Below are 23,313 nucleotides of genomic sequence, written 5' to 3'. Positions count from 1 at the left end.
AGACTACCGAGCCGGCAGCAGATGGGCGGCCAGGGCGGCGGCCATCGCCCGAGCGGCGGCGGACGGCGCCGGGCCGATTGCGAGCGACAGCATCGACCGAGTGGATCGGGCCACCGGAACTGCTGCCAGACTGCGGTGCCCGCTAGCCATCGACGGAGTCAGCAAGCCGACGCCACTGCCGAGTTCCACAAGCGACAGGATCGATTCGGGGGAGTGCGCGGCCACGGCCGGAGTGACCTCAACACGTTCGCCTGCGCACGTCGATGCCAACGCCGAGCGGACGCCGGTTCCGATCGGGAGGCTGAGGACAGTCGTTGCAGCCAGGTCCGCGCAAGTCACCGATATCTTCGACGCCCAGGGGTGATCGGCGGGGACCACTGCGGCCAGCGGCTCCCTGACCAGAGTCTGGGCCGTCACGGCGTTCGGAAGGGGCCCTGCGTGTGCAACGAGCGCGACATCGAGTCGGCCGGTCTCCAGGTTGGAGATCAGCCTGTCGGAGTTGTCCTCGACCACCGAGACCTGCACACCGGGGTGAGCTCGACGGAAGTCGGCGAAGCCCGCGAGATACCCGGGGATCGTGCACCCGATGACCGTGCCGAGGCGGAGGTTGCCGCGAACCACTCCCGACAGTTCGTCGGCTACCGATCCGATCGTCGCGACCGCGTCGAGCGCCGCACGGGCGTGCGGAAGGATCTGCGCGCCGGCGTCGGTGAGATGGACGGTTCGCCCGCCGCGTTCGAGGAGTCGGTGTCCGACCTCGTGCTCGAGCTTCGCGACCTGCGCCGACACTCCCGACTGGCTCACGTGCAGACTCGCTGCGGCGGCAGTGAACGAACCTGAGTCGGCCACCGCGACGAGATAGCGAAGTTGGTGCAACTCCATAATCATTGATGCTAGCAACTAGCAGAACTATCTGTTGGACTGCTGATCGACATCGGGTGAGAGTGGACGCATGACAACAAAACCCGCTTCCATCGCCGCCCTCTACTTCGACTGCTGGGCACGCAAAGACTTCACCGACCTCGCGCCGCATCTGTCGCCGGACTGCACGTTCACCGGTGTGTTCGGCGTTGCACAGGGACCCGACGAGTTCGTCCGTGGACTGACCGGAATGGCTGCCGGAACCGACTCGCTCAACGTCCGCAAGCGGATCGCCGACGAGACCGATGTGATCACCTGGTTCGACCTCGGCATGGGCGGAGCGCCGGCCACCGCCGTCGCGAACTGGACCCACGTCGAGAACGGGCTGATCACCGCCGTGCACGTCACCTTCGACCCTCGCGAGATCCTGGCCGCCTCGGCGTAGGGAACGGAGAAGGGCTCAGGAATCGAGACGGGGTGGGGCGGTGCGGTACGTCGGAGGGGTGCGGCTCAGTCGGATCGGATTGGAGACGGTCCGGCTCGAGTCCGGACGTCCGGGGTCGTCGATCGTCGTGACCGGATGGAGGCCCAGGCGCTCGGCGAGAGCAAAAGCGTCCGCCAGGTCGTTCAGCGGCCCGCACGGCACGCCGCGCTCGGTCAGCACTTCGTACCAGCGATCTGCGGTGTCACGCGCGAGCGCGGCGTCGACGATGCGTGATAGTTCGTCACGGTTGGCCACCCGTGCAGCGTTGGTTGAGAAGCGTGGATCGGCGGCGAGCTCGGGGCCGTCGAATGCATCGACGAGCGCCGCGAACTGTCGATCGTTCCCGACCGCGAGGACAAACGGTCGATCGGCGGCCTGAAAGACCGCGTACGGGGCGATGCTCGGATGACTGTTGCCCATCGCGCTCGGCACAACCCCCGCCGTCACGTACCCCGACGACTGATTGACAAGTGCCGACAGCAACGACGACAGCAGGTTCACCTCAACGCGCTGGCCCTGCCCCGTCCGGTCACGGTGCCGCAGTGCCGCCAGGATTCCGACGGTGGCGTGCAATCCGGTGATCACGTCGACCATGGCAACGCCCACCTTGGTCGGGGTCTGCGGATCGGGTCCGGTGATGCTCATCAGACCGCCGACGGCCTGGATCAGCAGGTCGTAGCCCGGCAGGCTGTTCTCTCCGCCGAAACCGGTCACCGAGCAGTACACGACACCCGGATTGGTGTGCGCCACGTCGTCGTAGCCGAGGCCGAGGCGGTCCATGGTCCCGGGAAGGAAGTTCTCGACGACGACGTCGGCGCGCGCCACCAGTTCACGAGCGCGGCCCAGGTCGGCGGTGTCTCTGAGGTCGAGGGCGACGGAGGTCTTGTTCCGATTGACCGACAGGAAGTACGACGATTCGTCGCCCACCCACGGTGGTCCCCACGATCGGGTGTCGTCGCCGACGCCGGGCCGCTCGACCTTGATCACCTCGGCTCCCAGGTCGGCGAGCAGCATCGTCGCGTACGGTCCGGCGAGGACTCGACCGAAGTCGGCTACGACGAGCCCGCCGAGTGCGGACTCCGGCGGAGCGAGGGTCACCGGAATGCGCTCTCTCCGGTCAGTGCCTGACCGATGGTGAGCTGATGCACTTCGGATGTGCCCTCGTACGTGAGGACCGACTCCAGGTTGTTGGCATGGCGGATCACCGGGTACTCCAGGGTGATGCCGTTGGCGCCGAGGATGGTCCGACACTGGCGGGCGATCTTGATGGCTTCCCGGACGTTGTTGAGCTTGCCGGTGCTGACCTGCGCGGGGGTGACCTCTCCGCGGTCCTTCAACCGGCCGAGGTGCAGGGCGAGGAGATTCGCCTTGCCGACCTCAAGGGCCATGTCCGCGATCTTCGCCTGGGTGAGCTGGTAGCCGGCGAGCGGTTTGTCGAACACCTCACGACTCCGGGCGTAGTCGACCGCCACTTCCAAGCAGTCTCGTGCTGCGCCGGTCGCGCCGAAGATGATCCCGAATCGGGCCTCGCCGAGTGCAGTCAGCGGACCGCGGAGGCCTTCGGCCTTCGGAAGCATCGCGGCTGCGGGCAGACGCACGTCGTCGAGCACGAGTTCGGATGTGACCGATGCCCGCAGGGACATCTTCTTGGTGATCTCCGGTGCGGAGAACCCCGGGGTGTTCGTCGGAACCACAAACCCTCGGATGCCGCGTGCACCGACTTCAAGATCGGTCTGGGCCCAGACTACGGCGACGTCGGCGATGGAGCCGTTGGTGATCCACATCTTGGTGCCGTTCAGAACCCAGTCGTCGCCGTCCCGGCGTGCGTTGGTCCGCATTCCGGCGGGGTTGGAGCCGAAGTCGGGTTCGGTCAGGCCGAAGCAGCCGATCTTCTCGCCTGCCGCCATGCCGGGCAGCCATTCGAGCTTCTGCTCCTCGCTGCCCCAATGGTGGATGGAGAACATCGCGAGCGAGCCCTGCACCGAGACGAGGCTGCGGATGCCCGAGTCGACGGCCTCCAGTTCAAGACATGCGAGGCCGTAAGCGGTTGCGCTTGCACCCGGACACCCGTATCCGTCGAGATGCATGCCGAGTGCGCCGAGTGCGCCAAGCTCCTGCGCGAGCTCACGTGCGGGCAACCGAGCCTCTTCGAACCAGTCGGCGATGTGCGGCCGCAGCCGATCGACCCCGAACTTGCGGACGGTGTCGCGGATCGCACGCTCTTCGTCGTCGATCAGGGTGTCGATGGCGAACAGCGATTCGATGGACTGGGGCATGGCCGAAACTCCTAGTGAGAACGATTGCGCAAACGATTGCACAGGACACGCTAAGGTGTGGATGACGATTGGTCAACCACAAGGCGAGGGAGTCGACGATGGCCGACGAACGGGCCGCGACGCTCAAAGAGATCGCGCGGATCGCGGGTGTGCACACCTCGACGGTGTCCCGTGTCCTTCGCCAGAGCGAGCCCGCCGACGGGTGGTCCGACGCGGCGCGTCGAGTGCGCGAGGTCGCCGAAGAACTCGGATACCAGCGGAACCAGTGGGCGGCGAGCCTGCGCACACGAAAGACGAACACCCTCGGTGTGGTGATGACCCGACTCACCGACGGCGTCGTCGCAACGACATATCAGGGAATCGAAGAAGCCGCGGCTCTCGCCGGCTACTCGGTGCTGCTGTCGAGCCCGCCCGACGAACCGGCGGCGCAGCGGCGCGCGATCGAACTGCTCGTCGGACGCCAAGTTGACGGTCTGCTCCTCGGCGGCCTCCACGCGCCCGCCCAACCCTTCGTCGACGAACTGTCAGTCGGCTCGATCCCGATGATCGCAGTGACACGCCACGGCGAATCGGATCTGCCGTTCGTGGTGGCCGACGACGTCGACGGAGGTGCGCTCGCCGCACGTCATCTCGTCGACCGCGGCCACCGCGACATCGCCGTGATCGCGGGGCCCGGCCACGCGACCACCGCGCTCGACCGGGTGCACGGGTTCGAATCGGCGCTCAGCGATCTCGGTATCGCCCTGAGATCGGACCGTGTGGTGCACTCGACGCTCGACGTCGACGGCGGTGTACGTGCGGCGCGGCTGCTGCTCGACTCGCCTGACCGGCCTCGCGCGATCTTCGCCGTCTCCGACGTCATCGCCGTCGGAGTCCTCGGCGTGGCACGCGACCTCGGCCTCGTGCTGCCCGACGACCTCGCACTCGTGGGATACAACGACATCCCGATCGTCGCCCAACTGCCGGTCCCGCTCACCACCGTGCGGTCGCCGGCACGCGAGATCGGCGCGACAGCGTGCCGATCGCTCGTCGGAGCCGTCGACGGGCAGCCGGTGAACAACATCCGCCTGCCCGTGGAACTCGTCGTTCGCGGCACCACCTGACCGTGGGAGTCGCTCGGTACGATGACGCCATGCCTCACGTGTCCGACATCTGCGTCGTCCATGCACTCCTGCCGGACTCCGGTCATGTCGGGGTCACCGGGATCGACAAGCGGCCGGTCGACGGGTCTGTCCGCATCGGCGACTACGGCGCGTACGCCGACATCCAGGCCGACCGGAAGCACCACGGCGGGCCCGACAAGGCCCTGTACGCGTACGCGCAGGAGGACGCCGACTTCTGGGCCGACGAATTGGACCGTGACATCCCCGCAGGATTCTTCGGGGAGAACCTCCGCACCGTCGGCATCGACGTCAACGCCGCCCGCGTCGGCGAGCAGTGGCGGATCGGCGACACCGTCGTCGTCGAAGTGACGAGCCCGCGGATTCCGTGTCAGACCTTCGCGCGACGTATGGGCGACGACGGGCACGGCTGGGTGAAGCGGTTCGCCACTGAGAACCGGCTCGGTCCGTACCTTCGAGTGGTCCACCGCGGGACGATCGCAGCGGGCGATCCGATCGTTGTCATCAACGTCCCGGACGACGCGCCGACCATCCGTGAACTGGGGATTTCGTAGAATCGGGAAATTCTTTCGCCACGACCGATCAGTTCCGGCGACTCCGACGGTCTATATCTGTGACGGCATCAAAACAGATGCCGCAGACCTTGGAGGCTCCCATGCACAAGATGATCTTCGTGAACCTGCCCGTCGCCGACCTCGCACGCTCGCGCACCTTCTTCGAGTCGATGGGCTACACCTTCGACGATCGGTTCTCCGACGACAACGCGGCCGCACTCGTCCTCGGTGACAACATCGTCGCCATGCTTCTGCGCCGCGACTTCTACCAGACGTTCGTGCCGGGCAAGGCCGTCGTCGACGCCACCTCCACCAGCGGTGTCCTCGTCGCACTGAGTGCCGAGAGTCGCGACGAGGTCGACGCCATCAAGGCCAAGGCCGAAGCTGCGGGCGCCACCATCGGTCGGTCCGAAGACCACGGATTCATGTACGGCTGCGCGTTCGACGACCTAGACGGTCACACCTGGGAGGTCATGTGGATGGACCAGGCCGCAGCCGAAGTCGGGCCCGAAGCGTTCGCCGACCAGCAGGGCTGATCGGCCTGGAAACCGGCCGCCGGCGGCCGACACGATGCGAGGATGAGGACATGACGACACGCGCAGAAGGCACGACGTTCGATGCCGCGACGTCTGAGTTTCGCGCCGAGTTGCTGGCGCACTGCTATCACATGCTCGGCTCGGCATCCGACGCCGAAGACGTGCTGCAGGAGGTTTATCTCCGCGCATGGCAGGCGTTCCACCGCTTCGAAGGTCGGTCGTCGGTGCGGACCTGGCTCTACCGGATCGCCACCAACACATGCCTCACGGCATTGGAGGGTCGCGCCCGACGGCCGCTTCCCACAGGCCTGGGAACCGATGCATCTGACCCGAGGGAGACAGTCGTCGCCGATGAGGAGCGCCTCTGGCTGCAACCGCTCCCCGACGCCGCGCTCGGGGACCCCGCCGATACGGCGACCCGGCGCGAGAGCATCGGGCTCGCCATGGTCGCAGCGATGCAGGACCTGCCTGCCAGCCAGCGGGCAGTGCTCATCCTTCGTGACGTCCTCGCCTTCAGCGCGGCGGAGACGGCGGGGATGCTCGACATCACCGTCGCGTCCGCGAACAGTGCACTCGCCAGGGCGCGTAAGACGATGGGCGACGGCGCGACTCGCGACGGCAGGCGCGCCGCGGAACTCACGGACCGCGAGCGTGCGGTGTTCGCCGAGTTCTGTCGCGCGTTCGAGGACCATGACATCGACGGTGTGGTGAAAGTCCTCGCCGCCGACGCGGTCTGGGAGATGCCGCCGTTTCCCGGCTGGTATCAGGGCAACGCCGAGATCGGTGTGCTCACCGCGACCCAGTGCCCCGCGGCCGCTCCCGGCGACATCAAGATGGTCCCGACCACCTGCAACGGTCAGCCCGCGGCGGGCATGTACATGCGCGACGGCGACGTGTGGGTGCCGTTCCAGATGGATGTCGTCACGTTCGTCGACGGCGAGATCGTTCACGTGGGTGCGTTCTTCGAGCGGTCTCTGTTCGACTTGGCCGGGTTGCCGTCAGTGTTGCGCTGATATTTGTTGCTGTTCTGCTGTTGGTCCGGGGTGCGGGGTCGGAGATTCTTCCGCCTCGGCAGTCCTCACAACTACAAATGAAACTCCGCTGACAGCCTCAACGAGAACGGTGGGCGGTGGGATTCTCTCAACGAGCCCGCGAGGACTGCCGAGGGAGAGAATCCCACCGCCCACCGTTCGGACGATGAAACGAACTAACGCAACGACGCCAACGCATCCAGACGGGCATGAGCCTGAGTCATGATCGACTGAATCAGATCGTCACACGACGGGAGATCGGAGATCATCCCCACCACTTGGCCCGACGCGAGCACTCCGGCTTCGGTGTTGCCGTCGACGAGGCCGGCCTTGAGAAGCATCGGGGTGTTGCCCGCCATGATGATCTGCTGCCACGAGCGTTCGCCTGACTTCTTCATCGATGCGCCGTCGCGGAGCATGGTGGTCCACCGCATGCCGGTCATCTGCTTGAACTCGTTGGCGTTGCGGGCGGCGGCGATGAGGGCCTTGGCGCGTGATCCGTTCTCGAGTGCGTTGACGAGTTCGGTCCGCAGGACGCGGTGCGGCATGCCGTCGACCTTCAGCGACACGACGGTGTCGTTGAGGTTGCGCTGCAGGTATTCCTGTTTCACGCTGTCGGGCACGGCCGAGTCGGACGTGAGGAGGAAACGGGTCCCCATCGCGACGCCTTCGGCGCCGTACGACAGGGCCGCGACCAGTCCACGTCCGTCGAAGAATCCGCCTGCGGCGACCACGGGGATGGACGTCTCACCTGCTCCGCCGAGGGCGTCGACCACGGACGGAAGCAGGAGGGTGGTCGCGACGGGGCCGGTGTGGCCGCCGCCTTCGCCGCCCTGCACGATGACTGCGTCCGCGCCCCATGAGGCGACTTTGACGGCGTGCTTCGCGGCGCCGATCGACGGGATCACGGCGAGGCCGTGATCCTTCAGCTTCGCGATCAGCTCCTTCTTCGGAGCGAGTGCGAATGACGCGACTTTGACGCCTTCGCGGATCATCAGGTCGACTCGCTCGTTCGCGTCGGTGGCGTCCGCGCGGAGGTTGACACCGAACGGCTTGTCGGTGAGCGTCTTCGTCTTCTTGATCGCGAACTCGAGTTCGTCGTACGTCATCGTCGCCGAGGCGAGGATTCCGAGACCGCCTGCGTTGGCGGTCGCCGCGGTCAGAGACGGACCGGAGACCCATCCCATGCCGGTCTGCACGATCGGGTACTTGACGCCGACCAGCTCGGTGAAACGGGTGTTCAAACCTTCGGCCGTCACGACTTCACCTCGCGGTTGCGGACGCCCTTGGGGTCGAGGACCTCACGGATGATCCGGAGCTGCTCGTCGCTCGGGGTCGCGGTGACGGGTGCGTTGTCGAGCCCCGCGATCGGGAAGCCGGTGTTCTCGGCGACTTCGTCAGCCGTCACTCCGGGATGCAGCGAGAGGGCACGCATCGTGTGGCCCGGGCCGTTGAAGTCGAACACGCCGAGGTTGGTGACGACACGATGGATGTTCAGCGAGTCGAACGCGGGGTTGCGCTCGTCGACCTTGTCGAAGCCGACACCCGACACGATGTCGACGTCACCGGAGAACACACGCGACGAGTGACGTGCCACCCAGTAGCTCGTCGGGTGGTTGATCGTGTTGCCGGGGGCGCCGCGGACGCCGAACATCTGACGGGTCGGCTGCTGCAGCGGGCCGAACGCCGACAGGTTCTGGTTGCCGAACCGGTCGATCTGGTTGGCGCCCATCACCACGTGGCGGCGGCCCGACGCGACGACGTCGAACACCTTGCGGAAAGGCATCCAGCCCTCGATCGGACCGACTTTGCCGATGGCTGGGGTGTCGGCGAGGATCAGCGATTCACCGTCGGTGATCAGCAGATCCTGCTCGGTTGTGAGGCGCGCCAGACGTGCGCCCAACAGCGGAGTCGGCGCCATGGGCGACGCCATGATCTCGCCTGCACCGGTGAAGATGTCGGAACACGACACGACGCAGTACTCGGCTCGAGTGATGGCGGTGTCGGTGCCGGCTGCGTTGGTGTTGTCAGGGGTGCTCACTTGGCTTCCTCCTGCTCGGACTGCCACTTGCTGACTTCGTTCTGGTAGGTCGCTTCGTCGACGTCGAGGAAGCGCGTCTTGAAGGCGGCCCAGGTGTCGTCGGAACCGGCCGACTCGACGTAGAAGCGCTGGAACGCCTCGTCTCGGCCGTAGCCGCCCGCGAACGTGAAATGTGCGCCGTTCGGGGTCTCGACCACGCGGTCGACATTCATGCGGCTGACGATGAGTCGCTGCACGGGGAGTTCGGCGACGAGCTCTTCGGTGCTCACGAGTCGGTCGGTCTCGACGTAGCGACGGTCGGCGGCGGCGAGGTAGAGGTCGTCGAAGTAGGGATCGACTCCGGTGTAGCCCGCGTTGCCGTGGACGTCCGCGACGTCGAGGTGGACGAACGCTGCGTCTAGCTTGAGCGCGGGCATCGCGATCAGCGTCTGGGTGCGGCCGTCGGCGTCGGCGTACGGCGACTCGATCGTCTTGAGTTCACCTTCCCAGAACTTCAGGACGTCCGAACCGAGACCGGCGCGGATCGGCAGGAACGGAAGGCGAGCGGCGGCGGCTTCGAGGCCGCACTTGACCATGCCTTCGTCCATCTCGCGGGCCTCGAGGGCGCCCGAGATGCGGGCCTTCGCGAACCACGGGTCGTAGAACGGCGCGGAGTCCAGAGACACGAAACCGTAGTAGGCGCGGCGGACCTTGCCGGCTGCGCACAGCAGGCCGAGGTCGGCGCCGCCGTACGTCACGACGGTGAGGTCCTTGACGTCGCTGCGAGCGATCGCGCGGACCAGGGCCATCGGCTTGCGCCGTGAACCCCAGCCGCCGATGCCGATGGTCATGCCGTCGCGCAGCTCAGCGACGACGTCGTCGAGCGTGCTCGTCTTGTCGGTTGCCACGGTCACTTCTCCTTCAGGGTCTTGCCGGTTTCCACGTAGGCATCGCGGTGCTCGTCTGCGACGCCTGCGAGGTTGAGTTCGTACGTGTAGCGCTGTTCGAGCAGGTAGCTGGTCTTCACGTCGACGGGGTCGATGTTGTTGATCGCCGCCTTCGCGGCGCGGATGACGCGGGTGTCCTTGGCGTCGATCATGCGAGCCACCTCGAGGGCGGTCTCAAGCAAGTCTTCGCGGGGGACGGCCTTGTAGACCGATCCGAAGTGGACGAGCTGCTGGGCAGTCACGTTCTGCGCGGTGTAGTACAGGGTGCGCATCATGTGCTGGGGGACGAGTCGGGCCAGGTGAGTTGCGGCGCCGAGTGCTCCGCGATCGACTTCGGGGAGACCGAAGATCGCGTCGTCGGACGCGACGATCACGTCGGCGTTTCCGACCAGTCCGATGCCGCCGCCGACACAGAAACCGTTGACGGCGACGATCACCGGGACGGCGCAGTCGTAGACGGCGGAGAACGCGGCGGCGCATCCCTTGTTGGCGTTGACGAGGGCGTCGAAGCCGGTGGTCGCCTGCATCTCCTTGATGTCGACGCCGGCGTTGAAGCCACGGCCTTCGGCACGCAGGATCACGACGGTGGTCTCGGGGTCGTTGCCTGCGGCGAGAATCTCGTCGGCCAGTTGGAACCATGCTGCGCTTGGCAGCGCGTTGACCGGCGGGAAGTCGACCGTGACGGTGACGATGCCCGATTCGGCGCGGGCCGTGGTGATCGGCACACCTGCTCCTTACATTCTGCTCACCCAAGCAAATGCTTGGTTGTTTGGTAGGGTAGCACCATGTCCACACCAGCGCACACATCCGTCGACCTCGGGCTGACCGGGCGAATCGTCCTGGTCACCGGCGGCGTCCGCGGCGTCGGAGCCGGAATCGCCGACGTCCTCGAAGGGCTCGGAGCCACCCCCGTCGTCTGCGCACGCCGGCCGGTGGAAGGCTCCGATCGTGAGTTCCACTCCTGCGACGTCCGCGACTCCGACGCCGTCGCCGCCATGATCGAAGCCATCGTCGCCGAGCACGGCCGGATCGACGGTGTCGTCAACAACGCGGGTGGTTCGCCGTTCGCGCTCGCCGCAGACGCGTCCGACCGCTTCACGCAGAAGATCCTCGAGCTCAACCTGCTTGCGCCGATCATCGTGGCGCGTGCCGCGCATGCGGTGATGGCTCGCCAAGAAGGCGGCGGCGCGGTCGTCAACGTGTCGAGCGTCAGCGGCCACCGTCCATCCCCGGGCACCGCGGCCTACGGTGCAGCGAAAGCGGGGCTCGACAACATCACCGAATCGCTTGCCGTCGAATGGGCCCCCGCGGTCCGCCTCAACTCGGTGATCTGCGGTCCAGTCGAGACTGAGTTGTCGCACATGCATTACGGCGACGCCGATGGTGTCGCGGCCGTCGGAAGAACCATCCCGATGGGCCGCCTCGCGCAGCCCGCCGACGTCGGCAACGCCGTCGCATTCCTGCTCTCACCTCTCGCGTCGTACATCTCCGGTTCCACACTCACCGTCCACGGAGGCGGCGAGAAGCCGGCCTTCCTCTCCGCGGGCAACACCGACAACCAAGTCTGAGAAGAAAGCGAACACCCACATGAGCAAGACAAACATCGGTCGCGTCGTCATCGTCACCGGCGCAGGCCAGGGAATCGGCCGTGCGCACGCACTCGCGTTCGCGGCCGACGGCGCGAAGGTCGTCGTGAACGACTACGCGGCCGACTCTGCCGCATCGGTTGTTGACGAGATCGTCGCCGCGGGCGGCGAAGCAGTCGTCGCCGCGGGCGATGTCGCCGACTGGGAGACCGGCGCCGCTATCGTCAAGACCGCCGTCGACACCTTCGGTGGACTCGACGCACTCGTCAACAACGCGGGCTTCCTGCGCGACCGCATGCTCGTCTCGTTGAGTGAGGACGAGTGGGACGCTGTGGTCCGAGTGCATCTGAAGGGGCACTTCGTGATGTTGCGTCATGCCGCCGAGTACTGGCGCGCACAGGCCAAGGCCGGTCAGAAGCCGCAGGCTCGCATCATCAACACATCGTCCGGCGCGGGCATCTTCGGCTCCGTCGGTCAGGGCAACTACGCCGCGGCGAAGGCCGCGATCGCGGAACTCACCATCCAAGCCGCAGCTGAACTCGGCGGGTACGGGATCACCGTCAACGGCATCGCGCCCGCAGCGCGCACTCAGATGACGCTGGGCGCCGGCGAAGCGATGGCCGAGCAGATGGCCGCCCCGGCCGACGGCTCGTTCGACTCGATGGACCCGGCGAACATCTCGCCGCTCGTCGTCTGGTTGGCGTCCGCGGAGTCGGGCGACGTCTCGGGCCGACTGTTTGAGGTCGAGGGTGGAACCGTCACTGTGCTCGACGGCTGGCAGCGCGCCGCGAGCAAGGACAAGGGCGCGCGCTGGGAGCCGTCAGAGCTCGGCGACGTCGTCCGCGGCCTCATCGCCGACTCTCCGCAGCAGGTGAAGGCTTACGGCGCTCGCTGACCCCTCTATTTCGTGTCCGTTTGTCGTTGCGTTGACGGGCGTGGAGATTCTCCCTCCTCGGCAGTCCTCGCGGGCTCGGCTATCGCCTCGCGCGCTGCGGAGGGCTCGTCGGGAGAATCTCCACGACCGCTCCGTCCGGCGTGAGTGGCGAGCTTGATCACGTGTGAAAACAAATGAAGGCCGGACCCCCAGGGGTCCGGCCTTCATTGGTCTCTGCGCGATCGACGGATGGTGACCGTCAGGCGGTGGCGCCGGGGGCGCGGATGGTGAGTGGGACGCCGGGGAAGTAGGCGGCGAGCTCGGTGCGTGAGCGTCGCAGGGCTGAGACTCCGTAGCCCTTCTTGCGGCTTTCCGGACGAATCCAGATACGGACGTCGACTGCGCCGTCGGTCAGTTCCCCGAACACGATGCCGACCTTCTCGTCGTCGTCGACGGCGACGAGCCAGACCGCGTCCTCGGAGTCGACGCGGTCGGATGCCGCGGAGATCTCCTCGCCCAGCTCACCGGCGGGGGCGCCCGAACCGTCGCCGGCCACACCCTGCTCGGCGGTGCGCTCGGCGAAGATGTCGGCGTCGTCGTCGGCTGAGAAAGGCCGGAGGTCGAGGGTGTCGCCGCTGCTCGCCGGGCGCTCGGCAAGGGTGAACGTGATCTCCGAGTTCAGATCGTCGAGCGCGGCCTGATTCTTGCGGCGGGAATCCTTGGTGAGCTGATCGAGCGACATGTGCAGGACGGCGTCCACGCCCTGACGGGAAGTGTCGAGGAGGGTCGCTATCGCGTCGGCCGCGGAATCACGATCGTCGGCGTCGAAGATCGCGTCCAAGACCTCGTGCCTGCGCTCGAATGCCTTGAGCAGAGCATCGGTGATGTCGCGTCGGGTCGTGGCCTGGTCTACATCAGTCATGTCACCGATAGTTACACGCTTCTTCGGTTACCTGCACGTCTACCCACGAGTAGTTTTCCGTCCCCTGACCTGCTCGCAACATGCCGGTTCTGTGGCGGGTTCGAGATCGCACCTTTCGTAAAGTTAGAACACGTTCTAGTGTGGATTTCATGAGTGGAGAACAGTCAGTCCTGGCAGCCGATCAGTTGCTGCATACACCGGTGCATCTCGGCGACCTGATGGTCGCCGCTCTCAAACGGCACGCCAACAGTCCTGTCCTGCAACTCGGCGACGTTGAACTCACCGGCCGTCAGATGGCCGACGCGATCAGCCAGTACGTCCAGGCGTGCGAGGCGCTCGGATCGGGCACCGGGACCGCGGTCGGCCTGCTCGCGCTCAATCGTCCGGAGGTTCTGTTCGTCATCGGCGCCGGACAGACGCAGGGTTGGCGGCGCACCGCACTGCACCCGCTCGGTTCGCTCGACGACCACGCGTACGTCCTGTCGGACGCAGGCGTCTCGACGCTGATCATCGACCCGGTTCCGATGTTCGTAGAACGCGCCGTCGCGCTTCTGGAGAAGGTCGACAGCCTCACGCAGATCCTGACGCTCGGACCCGTTCCGGACGCTCTTGTCGGATCGGCCGTCGACGTGATCGCCGCTGCGGCCGAGTATCCGGTCCAGCCGCTGACTGCGAAAGTCCTCGATCCCGAGCACGTCGTGTCCATCACCTACACCGGCGGAACCACCGGGAAGCCGAAGGGTGTCGTCGGAACGGCTCGTGCGATGTCGACGATGACACAGATTCAGCTGGCCGAGTGGGAGTGGCCTGAGCGTCCGCGGTTCCTGATGTGCACACCTCTGTCGCATGCGGGAGCGGCCTTCTTCGTGCCGACGCTGATCAAGGGCGGCACGATGATCGTGCTCGCCAAGTTCGACCCGGCCGAGGTCCTGGCCACCATCGAACGTGAACGGATCACGGCCACGATGCTCGTTCCGTCGATGCTGTACGCGCTGATGGATCACCCCGACGCCCAGACTCGTGACCTGTCGTCTCTGGAAACCGTCTACTACGGTGCTTCTCCCATCAATCCGGTCCGTCTCGCGGAGGCGATCGAGCGTTTCGGACCGATCTTCGCGCAGTACTACGGCCAGTCCGAGAGTCCGATGGTCATCAGCTACCTGCGCAAGGACGAGCACGACAAGGCCCGGCTCGGAAGCTGTGGCCGGCCCTCGGCGTTCCTTCGGACCAAGCTCGCCGGACCGAATGGCGAACCTGTCGCGCAGGGCGAGCCGGGCGAGATCTGTGTGTCCGGTCCGCTGCTCGCCGGTGGCTACCTCGGGCTTCCCGAGCAGACAGCCGAGACGTTCCGCGACGGCTGGCTCCACACTGGCGATGTGGCGCGCGAAGACGAGGACGGTTTCTGGTTCATCGTCGACCGCACCAAGGACATGATCGTGACCGGCGGATTCAACGTCTTCCCCCGCGAAGTGGAGGACGTGATCGCAGAACACCCGTCGGTTGCTCAGGTCGGTGTGATCGGTGTTCCCGACGAGAAGTGGGGAGAGGCCGTCACTGCCGTCGTGGTGCTGCGTCCCGATGCCGACTCGTCCGAAGACGCGAAGGCCGCAGTCGCCGCCGCGGTGCAGTCGGCGGTCAAGGGCCGCAAGGGCGCGGTCCAATCGCCCAAGCAGGTCGTCTTCGCCGATGCGCTCCCGCTCACTGCGCTCGGCAAGCCCGACAAGAAGGCCCTGCGCGCTCAGTTCTGGGAAGGCCACGGCCGGTCGGTCGGCTGAGACCGAACTTCGGCACTACCGCGGAGAAGCTCTTTCGCCTGATCCTGGCATGTTCGGCTAGACGCCCTTCGCGCGTGCGGGGGTGTGTCGGGCGCAGTACAGTCCTTTCGGGTCGACGGCGACGAAGGGGACGGCATGCGGAAGTCGATTGCGGCATCAGTACTGGTAGCGGGGATGGCTGCGGCGACGGTGGTGGCGCCGTCGGCAGCGGCGTCGCCGGCCTGCACGACGTCGACCGTCCGCACACTCATTCCGGCGCCTGTCCCGCTGCTGAGTTGGGTGGAGAACCTCGGCTACGACAAAGCCGGGAGCCTGTGGGTCTCGAGGGTGCAGCAGAACGTCGTCGAACGGTACGACGCCCGGGGCGGTAAGACGGGGACGGTTCGTGTCGATTCACCCGGAGCGGTCCGCCTCGGCCCGGACGGTCTGATGTACGTGACGTCGGGGGACACCACGATCAACATGATTCCGGGCCTACCGCTCCGCGGCCGCGTCGTGTCGTTCGATCCGACGTCGACGAAGCCGACGGCGCGTACTGTCGCGCGCGGCCTCGGAATGCCGAACGGTATGGCGATCACTCACGACGGAACCATGTATGTCGCCGACTCGAACCTCGGCGTGGTCAAGGTACGCAAGAACGGTTCGATCGACCACAGTTGGACTGCCCGTGCACCCAAGAATCTCGCACCGAACACAACGGTGAACGGAACTGGCATGAACGGCATCGTGATCAGTGGTGGAGCGGCCTACGCGACGATGACGCAGAGTCTCACCGGCCGTGTCCTGCGTATTCCGCTCGACGATCCGAGCAAGGTGAGCACCGCGGCCGACCTGACTTCGCCGGTGCCCGGCGTCGTCGACGACATCGCGCTCGTGGGCGACCGCACGATCGCCGCGGCCACCACCACCGGCCAGTTGATCGTCGTCGATCTGCCGACGGGCAAGCGCTGCACTGTGAACGCGGGCCGTCCGATCACCTCGGTGGCACTGACTCCCGACAAGCATTCGCTGGTCCTCGGCTCAGAAGACGGAACGGTCTCGATCTTGAATCCGTCGTCGGCCCGACGTGGGTGACTTCTGGTACTTCGGGGACGACGTCACCCTGACACCGGACGAGACGAATCTCGACTACGCCGGTCGGATCGCGCGGATCGGGGCCGAGGTGTGGCGAGTACGGACGGCTCGGATCACGCCGACGAAGCCTGGAGCGTTCGTCTCGGTCTGGAGGCGTGCGGCAGACGGCGGCACCGAGCCCTTCCCCGCAGACGAAGCGGTAGCAGGGCTGATCGTCTTCGTCGACGACGGCGAACACCACGGAGTGTTCCGGTTCACCGCCGATCATCTCGTTCGGCTCGGCGTCACCTCGGGAGCCCGGTCCTCGGGCAAGCGTGGATTCCGGGTCTACCCGCCATGGGTCGGGGACTTGAACCCGCAGGCGTCACGAACTCAGCGCGCGCAGGCGCACGCATTCATCCCACGGCCGTAGTGCTGAAATAGCACCGCTCATCAGGTTGCGAGGGCAATATGCCCTCGTGCGTCGATGAGCGGAGCAATCTCAGCGCCATTGGCCCGCGGATGTCAGGCCGGAGAGCAGATGACCACCGGGATCACGCGGTCGGTCCACGCCGCGTAGGTGTCGAAGTCTGCGTACAGCTGCACCAGACGGGGCCACAGCTCGGCGCGTTCGGCGTCGCCGGCGATACGCGCGGTGTACGGCCTTGTGTCGGAGCCGATTTGGATCTGCACCGACGGATCGGCGCGAACGTTGTAGAACCACGCCGGATTCTTCGGCAGCCCACCCTGCGATGCGACCACCACGATGTCGCCGCCGTCGGTCAGATAGAGGAGCGGAACTGTGCGGGCCTCGCCAGACTTGCGGCCGGTGCTCGTGAGCAGGCAGACCGGCGTCGGCTTCTTGAGCGCCGCACCGACCCGCCACGTTCCGCCGAGACGCCCGCCGGTCAGCTTGTACAGCCGCGTGTTGAGGCGCGACGCGATCTTGATGATTCGCCCGACGATCGGTGAATCAAGCTGCGCCGGGCGGGCGTTGGCATCCATGAGGTCAGATGCGCTCGATGATGGTGGCAGTCGACAGAGCGCCGCCCGCACACATGGTGATCAGCGCGTGCTGCTTGTCGGACCGCTCGAGCTCGTGCAGCGCAGTGGTGATCAGGCGCGAGCCGGTGCTGCCGACAGGGTGGCCGAGGGCGATGGCGCCGCCGTTGACGTTCACCTTCGACATGTCGGCGTTGTGGACCTGGGCCCAGCTGAGGACGACTGATGCGAAGGCTTCGTTGATCTCGACGACGTCGATGTCGTTCATGCTCATGCCGGTCTTGGCGAGCACCCGCTCGGTCGACTGCACGGGGCCGTCGAGGTGGTAGTACGGCTCGGCTCCGACGAGGGCCTGGCTCTTGATGCGGGCGCGGGGACGCAGGCCGAGGGACTTCGCCTTCTCCTCGTCCATGATCAGGACGGCGGCGGCGCCGTCGGAGATCTGCGACGACGTGCCCGCGGTGTGAATGCCGCCTTCGAGGACGGGCTTGAGATTGCCGAGTGACTCGAGGGTCGTCTCGCGGAGGCCCTGGTCACGGTTCACATCGAGGATCGCGCCCGTGAGCTGGCCGTCCTTGGTGCGCTCGGGGGCCTTGACGGACAGGACTTCGCGATCGAAGCGACCTTCGTCCCATGCACGCTTGGCGTTGGCCTGCGAGGCGACGCCGAGGGCGTCGACGTCGGCCCGGGTGATACCGCGGCGCTTGGCGATTCGCTCGGCGGCGTCGAACTGGTTGGGCATGTCGATGTCCCACGACTCCGGTCGGCGGGGCCCGGCGTCGGTGCCGACGTTGGCGCCGAGCGGAACGTGCGACATCGCTTCGATACCGCAGGCGATGCCGACGTCGATGGCGCCCGACGCGATCAGCCCGGCGATCATGTGGTTGGCCTGCTGGGCCGAACCGCACTGGCAGTCGATGGTGGTGGCGCCCGTCTGCCAGGGGAGTCCGGCATGCAGCCATGCGGTCCGGGTGACGTTGTTCCCCTGCTCGCCGACCTGCATCACGCAGCCGCCGACGACCTGCTCGACGAGCGCCGGGTCGATGCCGGCGCGATCGATGACGCCGCGCTGTGCCGCGCCGAGGATCTCGGCGGCGTGCAGGCCGGACAGCCAGCCGTTGCGCTTGCCGATCGGCGTGCGTGCGGCTTCGACGATGACGGGTACACCCATGACAGGACCTCTTCTCTGAAAGACTATCTGCGTCAAAACTAGAACAAGTTCTTGTTCGCGTCTATCCAGTGTGGCAGAGTGTGACCTACAGCAAATTGTAACGGGTTCTCGTTGACAGGGGCGAGACCCGCGACCTTTGGAATGAGGTGATGGCGTGACCCAGGCACAGGACATCGATGCGGCGGGCTCGTCCCAGGAATCAGCGGGTAAGTGCCCGTTCATGCATCAAGAGGGTTGGGATTTCACCAACCCCGACATGTTGCAGCAGGGTCTGCCGGTCAAGGAGTTCGCGGAGCTCCGCAAGACCGCTCCCGTGTGGTGGAACGCGCAGCTTCCCGGCAAGGGCGGCGGCTTCCACGACGGCGGCTACTGGGTGGTGTCCAAGCTCGACGACATCCGTGAGATCTCCAAGAACGCGGAAGACTGGTCGGCGAACGCCAACGGCGTCATCATGCGTTTCGACGACGAGATGCCGGCAGAACAGATCGACGTCACCAAGGCTCTTCTGATCAACCACGATCCGCCGGAGCACACCCGCCTGCGCAAGATCGTGTCGCGTGCGTTCACTCCGAAGGCGGTGCACGCGCTCGAAGAGAAGCTCGACGACGCGGCACGCGAGATCGTCCGCAAGGCGGCGGAAGCCGGCAGCGGCGACTTCGTCGAGCAGGTCGCCGTCGACCTGCCGCTCCTGGCGATCGCCGACCTCCTCGGCGTCCCGGAAGAGGACCGCGTCAAGCTGTTCGACTGGTCGAACGCAATGATGAACGGCGACGATCCCGACTTCGAGATCGACCCGCTCACTGCGAACATGGAGATCCTCGGCTACGGCTACAACATGGCCGAAGAGCGTCGCAAGTGCCCGGCCGACGACATCGTCACCCAGCTCGTCGAAGCCGACATCGACGGCGCGGGACTCACCGAGGCCGAGTTCGGCTTCTTCTTCATCCTGCTGACGGTTGCGGGCAACGAGACCACGCGTAACGCGATCACGCACGGCATCAACGCCTTCCTCGACAACCCGGACCAGTGGGAGCTGTTCAAGAAGGAGCGTCCCGCGACGGCGGTCGACGAGATCGTCCGCTGGGCGACGCCCGTCAACTGCTTCCAGCGCACCGCTGTCCGTGACACCGTCGTCGGCGGCCAGGAGATCAAGGCAGGTCAGCGCGTCGGTCTGTTCTACGGTTCGGCGAACTACGACGAAGACATCTTCGAGGACCCGTACACCTTCAACATCCTGCGCGACCCGAACCCGCACGTCGGCTTCGGCGGCAACGGCACACACTTCTGCATCGGCGCCAACCTGGCTCGCATGGAGATCAACCTGATGTTCAATGCCCTCGCCGACATGGTGCCGGACATCACCAAGCTGGCTGAGCCGAACCGTCTTCGCCACGGCTGGATCAACGGCATCAAGGAACTCCAGGTCGACTACGGCACAAAGTCGTGAACGCTTCGCGCCCAGGAACCGAGGTGATGTCGTGACGACCCCGGCGTACCTGAACATCGACCGCGAGAATCATCCCGCGGTACTCGCCGGACGTCGGTCGCGTGAAGCGGTCGAGGCCCGCGACAAGGCCGCGTGGCTGGCGAATTTCGCCGTCGACGGATCCGTCGAGGATCCCGTCGGGCCGTCGATGTTCGACGAGGAAGGTGTCGGTCACCGAGGCGCGGACGGATTGTCCGCGTTCTGGGACAAGACGATCGGCACCACCGAGAAGCTCGAGTTCCTCTTCGACAAAGAGGTGATCTGCGGCAACGAAGTGGCGTACATCGGCAAGATCGTCACTCACATCGCGGGGCACATCTCCGAGGCTGAAGGCGTCTTCACCTACAAGGCCGACGCGAACGGCGATCTACTCGCCCTCCGCGCGTTCTGGGAGGTCGAAGCGACGATGAAGTCGCTGCGCAAGGCTTGACCCACACTGAGGTCCGTACAACGGAGCCCCGCCCATTCGGACGAATGGGCGGGGCTTCGCTGTTGTCGCGGGGGCGCTACTTCTGTGAAGGGGTGAATCGCTTGGTGAGGTGGCCGTCGACCGAGAGCACACCCTGCTGGGCGATCGCGACGGCGATCAGGCCTGCGATGAGAGCCAGCGGGAGCTCGTAGCCGCCGTCGCCGGCCCAGAAGCCGAAGTCGATGTGGGCGATGAAGATCGCACCGATCATGTTGAAGATCAGAAGCAATGCGAAGAGCGGGACAGCGATGCCCGCGATGAGGGCGATGCCGCCGACGAACTCGAGAATCGCGGCGATCCACGCCGAGAGAGTCGGGAACGGCGCGCCCATCATGTCGAAGTTGGTGGCGACGTTGTCCATGCCGTAGACGAAGAACTTCTGGCAGCCGTGAGCCAGGAAGATGATGCCGAGGATGATGCGGGCGATCGCCGTGGACAGGCCCTGCGCGTGCTTGAGCGGATTCATGCCATGATCTCATCACTTACCTTTTGTAAGTTCAAGTCAAGGGCGTAGATTGATCCGCGTGTCCGAGTCCGCAGCCCTCCCGTTCGACGTTTTCGCCAAGGCGTGCCCGTCGCGTCGTGTGTTCGAACACGTCACGGGCAAGTGGGGTGCCCTCGTTCTCGGGCGCCTCACACGGACCCCGCAGCGATTCGGCCAGATCCGCAGCCAAGTGGACGGCATCAGCGACCGGCTGCTGACCCAGACGCTCCGGACCCTGTGCGACGACCACCTCGTGGTTCGAAGCGTCCCTGCTGACAGTCCGGGCCACCCGGTGTATCAGCTCACGGAGGCGGGTGACGACGTCGCTTTTGCCGTCCGCTCCCTCATCACATCGATCGAGAACGTGATGACGCGCGGCGCCGGAGCCTGAACTCCGACGCCGCGCGTCATGCACTTCCTGCTCCCCGAGCGGAGTCGAGGGCCTAGTGCTCCGGCTTATCCGCGCCGACCACCCACATCGAGAAGTACTGCGATCCGCCGCCGTAGGCGTGGCCGAAGGCCTTGCGGGCATCCGCGACCTGGTGTGCCCCGGCCTTGCCCATCACCTGAATGGCGGCTTCGGCGCAGCGGATCATTCCTGACGCGCCGATCGGGTTGGACGACAGCACGCCGCCCGATGCGTTGACCGGCAGTTTTCCGCCGATCGCGGTGTCGCCGGCCTCCGTCAGCTTCCAACCCTCGTACTCGGGCATGAAGCCCAGGTTCTCGAGCCACATCGGCTCGAACCAGGAGAACGGCACGTAGATTTCGGCGGTGTCGATCTCTTCGAGGGGATTGGTGATGCCCGCGGCTTTCCACAGGGCGGCAGAGGCGTCCCGTCCGGCCTGCGGGCTGACGACGTTGCGGTGTGCGTACGACAGCGGCTCAGTGCGCATGGCGGTCGCATGAATCCACGCGGCCGGTCGACCCTCGGCGATCGCGTCGTCGGCGGCGGCCTCATCGGCGATCACCACCGCACAGGCGCCGTCGGACGACGGGCACGTCTCGTCGAAGCGGATCGGATCCCACAGCATCTGCGAGGCGAGGACCGACTCGACGGTGATGTCGGGCTGCTGCAGGTGTGCCAGCGGGTTCAGCGAACCGTTGAGGCGGTCCTTGGCGGCGACCATCGCACCGATGTGTCCGGGCGCCTTCGAGTTGTGGATATACGAGCGGACGTGCGGTGCGAAGAACCCGCCCGCGCCCGCGCCGACCGGCATCGTGAACGGCACCGGAATAGACAGCGCCCACATGGCGTTCGACTCGGACTGCTTCTCCCACGAAACTGCCAGGACGCGGCGGTGCACACCACTGGTGACCAGCGACGTTCCGACGACGGCTGTCGAAGCTCCGACCGAGCCCGCCGTGTGGACACGGATCAGTCGCTTGCCGACGGCTCCGATGGCCTCGGCCATCGCGAGTTCCGGCATCATCGAACCCTCGAACAGGTCGGGGGCCTTTCCGATGACGATGGCGTCGATGTCGTCCAGACTCACCTGCGCGTCGGCCAAGGCGCGATCGATGGCTTCACGGCACATGCCCGCCATGGTCACGTCGTTGCGCTTGGCGACGTACTTCGTCTGCCCCGTGCCCAGCACGGCGGCGCGATTGCGGCCCATCAGTTGTCTCCGCCTTCCAGAGTGACGACCATGTTCTGTTGCAGCAGGGGTCCGCTGGTGGCGTGCGCCAATGCGGTGCGCGCCTGACCGGTGTGGATCGCGTGGGCGGCGTAGCCGATCCGCTGCAGGCCGGCTGAGAACAGGGCGTTGCCGCCCATGACCCCGCCGGACGGGTTGATCTGCGTGCGCTCTCCGAGGCCGAGCTCGTTGCGGATGATCAGTTCCTGATGCGTGTACGGCGCATGGATCTCGGCGACATCCACGTCACGGCTGCGGTCGCCGAAGACGGTGTCGCCCGCCAGCTTGGTCGACGGTGACCGGGTGAGGTCGCGTGCCCCGAAGTTCGGGGTGTCGATCCGGTGATCCCAGCCGGTGATCCACGCAGGATTCTCGACGAGTTCGCGTGCCCGCTCCTCGCTGGCGAGGACGATCGCCGCGGCGGCGTCGGCGTACGGTGCGATGTCGCTTCCGCGCAACGGTTCGCGGACGTACTCGGCGGTGAGCAGCTCGTCTACGTTCGCACCGGTGGCGCGGGCGGCGACGGCCGCCATGTCGGCCTCCGACCACGCGCCGGCATCGATGCCCGCGCGCGCCTGCAGTCCGGCGAGCGACGGTGCGTCGGGCCACAGAGGAGCGACGGTGTACGGGTCGGTCTGCAGGGCGAGGACCTGGTCCATGTCGCCTGCGGACGACTTGCCGAAGCCGTAGGCGAGGGCGAGGTCGACCTCCCCGGTGGCGATCTTGACCCAGGCCTCGTAGAGGGCCCAGGCGGCGTCCATCTCGACGTGCGACTCGTTGATCGGCGGAACTGCGCCGATGGCGTCGATGGCCGAGATGAACGAGAACGCGCGGCCTGCCAGGTAGTCGGACGAGCCGCTGCACCAGAAGTCGATGTCGGTGCGGCTGATGCCGAGGTCGGCGTACAGCTTGTCGAAGCAGGGGATCAGCATCTCGACACCGTTGGTGGTGCCGGTGCTCTCCGGGACGTTCGCGCTGTGGGCGAAGCCCACCACCGCGATCCGCGGGAAGTTCGTGCTCATGT

General features: G+C 66.2%; 26 protein-coding genes. 13 read left to right on the top strand and 13 right to left on the bottom strand.

All coding sequences use genetic code 11. The annotated features are described in order from the left end of the window. Window positions 1–3: 3 nt before the first annotated feature. A complete protein-coding gene (locus JVX90_RS15865; RefSeq protein ID WP_205329657.1) occupies window positions 4–882 on the bottom strand; it encodes a LysR family transcriptional regulator in 879 nt (292 codons plus the stop codon). Between the two features lie 70 nt (window positions 883–952). Between JVX90_RS15865 and JVX90_RS15860 the strand changes: the two genes are divergently transcribed. Beyond that, window positions 953–1,306: a nuclear transport factor 2 family protein gene (locus JVX90_RS15860; RefSeq protein ID WP_205329656.1), complete on the top strand. Its 354-nt coding sequence runs from the start codon at window positions 953–955 to the stop codon at window positions 1,304–1,306. 15 nt (window positions 1,307–1,321) lie between these two features. On the opposite strand, the gene JVX90_RS15855 is transcribed toward JVX90_RS15860, so the two are convergent. Further along, entirely contained in the window at window positions 1,322–2,443 is a 1,122-nt protein-coding gene (locus JVX90_RS15855; RefSeq protein WP_205329655.1) for a CoA transferase, read from the bottom strand. Then, window positions 2,440–3,621 carry an acyl-CoA dehydrogenase family protein gene (locus JVX90_RS15850; RefSeq protein ID WP_205329654.1) on the bottom strand — a complete coding sequence of 394 codons (1,182 nt, stop codon included), beginning with the start codon at window positions 3,619–3,621 and terminating at the stop codon, window positions 2,440–2,442. The genes JVX90_RS15855 and JVX90_RS15850 overlap by 4 nt, the downstream gene beginning before the upstream one ends. Window positions 3,622–3,719: 98 nt before the next feature. Here JVX90_RS15850 and JVX90_RS15845 point away from each other — a divergent pair, with 98 nt between their 5' ends. From JVX90_RS15845 to JVX90_RS15830, 4 genes are all read left to right on the top strand, one after another. Continuing rightward, window positions 3,720–4,724 (top strand): LacI family DNA-binding transcriptional regulator, encoded by a 1,005-nt coding sequence (locus JVX90_RS15845; protein WP_205329653.1) that lies wholly within the window; start codon window positions 3,720–3,722, stop codon window positions 4,722–4,724. Window positions 4,725–4,753: 29 nt separating this feature from the next. Beyond that, window positions 4,754–5,296, top strand: a complete 543-nt coding sequence (locus tag JVX90_RS15840; RefSeq protein ID WP_205329652.1) for an MOSC domain-containing protein — start codon at window positions 4,754–4,756, stop codon at window positions 5,294–5,296. Between the two features lie 101 nt (window positions 5,297–5,397). Next, window positions 5,398–5,832, top strand: a complete 435-nt coding sequence (locus JVX90_RS15835) for a VOC family protein (RefSeq protein ID WP_205332452.1) — start codon at window positions 5,398–5,400, stop codon at window positions 5,830–5,832. A 5-nt stretch (window positions 5,833–5,837) separates the two neighbouring features. Then, window positions 5,838–6,845, top strand: coding sequence for a sigma-70 family RNA polymerase sigma factor (locus tag JVX90_RS15830; protein WP_275889952.1), 1,008 nt, complete (start codon window positions 5,838–5,840; stop codon window positions 6,843–6,845). 194 nt (window positions 6,846–7,039) lie between these two features. Here the strand turns inward: JVX90_RS15830 and JVX90_RS15825 are convergent, their stop codons facing one another. Genes JVX90_RS15825 through echA20 form a run of 4 tightly spaced genes read right to left on the bottom strand, consistent with a single transcriptional unit; the run spans window position 7,040 to window position 10,555 of the window. Beyond that, window positions 7,040–8,122 (bottom strand): nitronate monooxygenase, encoded by a 1,083-nt coding sequence (locus JVX90_RS15825; protein WP_205329650.1) that lies wholly within the window; start codon window positions 8,120–8,122, stop codon window positions 7,040–7,042. Further along, complete coding sequence (locus JVX90_RS15820; RefSeq protein WP_205329649.1) at window positions 8,119–8,904, bottom strand: CoA-transferase; 786 nt, start codon at window positions 8,902–8,904, stop codon at window positions 8,119–8,121. The genes JVX90_RS15825 and JVX90_RS15820 overlap by 4 nt, the downstream gene beginning before the upstream one ends. After that, entirely contained in the window at window positions 8,901–9,791 is an 891-nt protein-coding gene (locus tag JVX90_RS15815) for a CoA transferase subunit A (RefSeq protein WP_205332451.1), read from the bottom strand. The genes JVX90_RS15820 and JVX90_RS15815 overlap by 4 nt, the downstream gene beginning before the upstream one ends. Window positions 9,792–9,793: 2 nt before the next feature. Then, window positions 9,794–10,555, bottom strand: a complete 762-nt coding sequence (echA20, locus tag JVX90_RS15810) for a (7aS)-7a-methyl-1,5-dioxo-2,3,5,6,7,7a-hexahydro-1H-indene-carboxyl-CoA hydrolase (RefSeq protein WP_205329648.1) — start codon at window positions 10,553–10,555, stop codon at window positions 9,794–9,796. A 60-nt stretch (window positions 10,556–10,615) separates the two neighbouring features. Between echA20 and JVX90_RS15805 the strand changes: the two genes are divergently transcribed. Beyond that, window positions 10,616–11,398, top strand: a complete 783-nt coding sequence (locus JVX90_RS15805; protein WP_205329647.1) for an SDR family oxidoreductase — start codon at window positions 10,616–10,618, stop codon at window positions 11,396–11,398. A 19-nt stretch (window positions 11,399–11,417) separates the two neighbouring features. Next, a complete protein-coding gene (locus tag JVX90_RS15800) occupies window positions 11,418–12,311 on the top strand; it encodes an SDR family oxidoreductase (protein WP_205329646.1) in 894 nt (297 codons plus the stop codon). A gap of 238 nt (window positions 12,312–12,549) precedes the next feature. Here JVX90_RS15800 and JVX90_RS15795 read toward each other — a convergent pair whose 3' ends face one another. Beyond that, window positions 12,550–13,212, bottom strand: a complete 663-nt coding sequence (locus tag JVX90_RS15795) for a GNAT family N-acetyltransferase (protein ID WP_205329645.1) — start codon at window positions 13,210–13,212, stop codon at window positions 12,550–12,552. Window positions 13,213–13,361: 149 nt separating this feature from the next. Between JVX90_RS15795 and fadD8 the strand changes: the two genes are divergently transcribed. The 3 genes from fadD8 (at window position 13,362) to JVX90_RS15780 (ending at window position 16,473) form a co-directional block, all read left to right on the top strand. Next, complete coding sequence (fadD8, locus tag JVX90_RS15790) at window positions 13,362–14,987, top strand: fatty-acid--CoA ligase FadD8 (protein WP_205329644.1); 1,626 nt, start codon at window positions 13,362–13,364, stop codon at window positions 14,985–14,987. A gap of 135 nt (window positions 14,988–15,122) precedes the next feature. Beyond that, a complete protein-coding gene (locus JVX90_RS15785; protein WP_205329643.1) occupies window positions 15,123–16,061 on the top strand; it encodes a hypothetical protein in 939 nt (312 codons plus the stop codon). Continuing rightward, on the top strand, window positions 16,054–16,473 hold the full coding sequence (locus JVX90_RS15780) for a MepB family protein (RefSeq protein WP_205329642.1): 420 nt from the start codon (window positions 16,054–16,056) through the stop codon (window positions 16,471–16,473). The genes JVX90_RS15785 and JVX90_RS15780 overlap by 8 nt, the downstream gene beginning before the upstream one ends. 92 nt (window positions 16,474–16,565) lie before the next feature. Here JVX90_RS15780 and JVX90_RS15775 read toward each other — a convergent pair whose 3' ends face one another. Both JVX90_RS15775 and JVX90_RS15770 read right to left on the bottom strand, forming a co-directional pair. Then, window positions 16,566–17,045 (bottom strand): nitroreductase family deazaflavin-dependent oxidoreductase, encoded by a 480-nt coding sequence (locus JVX90_RS15775; RefSeq protein ID WP_205329641.1) that lies wholly within the window; start codon window positions 17,043–17,045, stop codon window positions 16,566–16,568. Between the two features lie 4 nt (window positions 17,046–17,049). Next, the gene (locus tag JVX90_RS15770; protein ID WP_205329640.1) at window positions 17,050–18,213 is read right to left on the bottom strand and encodes a steroid 3-ketoacyl-CoA thiolase; all 1,164 of its coding nucleotides are present in this window, start codon (window positions 18,211–18,213) and stop codon (window positions 17,050–17,052) included. Window positions 18,214–18,433: 220 nt separating this feature from the next. Here JVX90_RS15770 and JVX90_RS15765 point away from each other — a divergent pair, with 220 nt between their 5' ends. Together JVX90_RS15765 and JVX90_RS15760 are read left to right on the top strand one after the other, a co-directional pair. After that, a complete protein-coding gene (locus JVX90_RS15765; RefSeq protein WP_205332450.1) occupies window positions 18,434–19,660 on the top strand; it encodes a cytochrome P450 in 1,227 nt (408 codons plus the stop codon). 31 nt (window positions 19,661–19,691) lie between these two features. Further along, on the top strand, window positions 19,692–20,129 hold the full coding sequence (locus tag JVX90_RS15760) for a nuclear transport factor 2 family protein (protein ID WP_205329639.1): 438 nt from the start codon (window positions 19,692–19,694) through the stop codon (window positions 20,127–20,129). A gap of 76 nt (window positions 20,130–20,205) precedes the next feature. Here the strand turns inward: JVX90_RS15760 and JVX90_RS15755 are convergent, their stop codons facing one another. After that, window positions 20,206–20,634: a DoxX family protein gene (locus tag JVX90_RS15755; protein ID WP_205329638.1), complete on the bottom strand. Its 429-nt coding sequence runs from the start codon at window positions 20,632–20,634 to the stop codon at window positions 20,206–20,208. Between the two features lie 58 nt (window positions 20,635–20,692). On the opposite strand from JVX90_RS15755, the gene JVX90_RS15750 reads away from it, so the two are divergent. Further along, a complete protein-coding gene (locus tag JVX90_RS15750; RefSeq protein ID WP_240193920.1) occupies window positions 20,693–21,043 on the top strand; it encodes a helix-turn-helix domain-containing protein in 351 nt (116 codons plus the stop codon). A gap of 52 nt (window positions 21,044–21,095) precedes the next feature. Here JVX90_RS15750 and JVX90_RS15745 read toward each other — a convergent pair whose 3' ends face one another. After that, a complete protein-coding gene (locus JVX90_RS15745) occupies window positions 21,096–22,271 on the bottom strand; it encodes a thiolase domain-containing protein (RefSeq protein WP_205329636.1) in 1,176 nt (391 codons plus the stop codon). After that, a complete protein-coding gene (locus JVX90_RS15740; protein WP_205329635.1) occupies window positions 22,271–23,311 on the bottom strand; it encodes a thiolase domain-containing protein in 1,041 nt (346 codons plus the stop codon). The genes JVX90_RS15745 and JVX90_RS15740 overlap by 1 nt, the downstream gene beginning before the upstream one ends. Window positions 23,312–23,313: the final 2 nt, after the last annotated feature.

Source organism: Gordonia sp. PDNC005, assembly GCF_016919385.1.
Taxonomy (GTDB): Bacteria; Actinomycetota; Actinomycetes; order Mycobacteriales; family Mycobacteriaceae; genus Gordonia.
The sequence above is the reverse complement of the archived record's forward strand: the minus strand, read 5'-3'. Positions and strand labels throughout refer to the sequence as shown.

What these genes read in the sequence shown, in the direction of transcription:
- JVX90_RS15770 (WP_205329640.1), bottom strand. Translation starts at nt 18,213, where the DNA reads ATGGGTGTACCCGTCATCGTCGAAGCCGCACGCACGCCGATCGGCAAG.
- JVX90_RS15850 (WP_205329654.1), bottom strand. Translation starts at nt 3,621, where the DNA reads ATGCCCCAGTCCATCGAATCGCTGTTCGCCATCGACACCCTGATCGAC.
- JVX90_RS15755 (WP_205329638.1), bottom strand. Translation starts at nt 20,634, where the DNA reads ATGAATCCGCTCAAGCACGCGCAGGGCCTGTCCACGGCGATCGCCCGC.
- JVX90_RS15805 (WP_205329647.1), top strand. Translation starts at nt 10,616, where the DNA reads ATGTCCACACCAGCGCACACATCCGTCGACCTCGGGCTGACCGGGCGA.
- JVX90_RS15765 (WP_205332450.1), top strand. Translation starts at nt 18,434, where the DNA reads ATGCATCAAGAGGGTTGGGATTTCACCAACCCCGACATGTTGCAGCAG.
- JVX90_RS15860 (WP_205329656.1), top strand. Translation starts at nt 953, where the DNA reads ATGACAACAAAACCCGCTTCCATCGCCGCCCTCTACTTCGACTGCTGG.
- JVX90_RS15865 (WP_205329657.1), bottom strand. Translation starts at nt 882, where the DNA reads ATGGAGTTGCACCAACTTCGCTATCTCGTCGCGGTGGCCGACTCAGGT.
- JVX90_RS15785 (WP_205329643.1), top strand. Translation starts at nt 15,123, where the DNA reads ATGCGGAAGTCGATTGCGGCATCAGTACTGGTAGCGGGGATGGCTGCG.
- JVX90_RS15840 (WP_205329652.1), top strand. Translation starts at nt 4,754, where the DNA reads ATGCCTCACGTGTCCGACATCTGCGTCGTCCATGCACTCCTGCCGGAC.
- JVX90_RS15795 (WP_205329645.1), bottom strand. Translation starts at nt 13,212, where the DNA reads ATGACTGATGTAGACCAGGCCACGACCCGACGCGACATCACCGATGCT.
- JVX90_RS15845 (WP_205329653.1), top strand. Translation starts at nt 3,720, where the DNA reads ATGGCCGACGAACGGGCCGCGACGCTCAAAGAGATCGCGCGGATCGCG.
- JVX90_RS15740 (WP_205329635.1), bottom strand. Translation starts at nt 23,311, where the DNA reads ATGAGCACGAACTTCCCGCGGATCGCGGTGGTGGGCTTCGCCCACAGC.
- JVX90_RS15775 (WP_205329641.1), bottom strand. Translation starts at nt 17,045, where the DNA reads ATGGATGCCAACGCCCGCCCGGCGCAGCTTGATTCACCGATCGTCGGG.
- JVX90_RS15745 (WP_205329636.1), bottom strand. Translation starts at nt 22,271, where the DNA reads ATGGGCCGCAATCGCGCCGCCGTGCTGGGCACGGGGCAGACGAAGTAC.
- fadD8 (WP_205329644.1), top strand. Translation starts at nt 13,362, where the DNA reads ATGAGTGGAGAACAGTCAGTCCTGGCAGCCGATCAGTTGCTGCATACA.
- JVX90_RS15835 (WP_205332452.1), top strand. Translation starts at nt 5,398, where the DNA reads ATGCACAAGATGATCTTCGTGAACCTGCCCGTCGCCGACCTCGCACGC.
- JVX90_RS15800 (WP_205329646.1), top strand. Translation starts at nt 11,418, where the DNA reads ATGAGCAAGACAAACATCGGTCGCGTCGTCATCGTCACCGGCGCAGGC.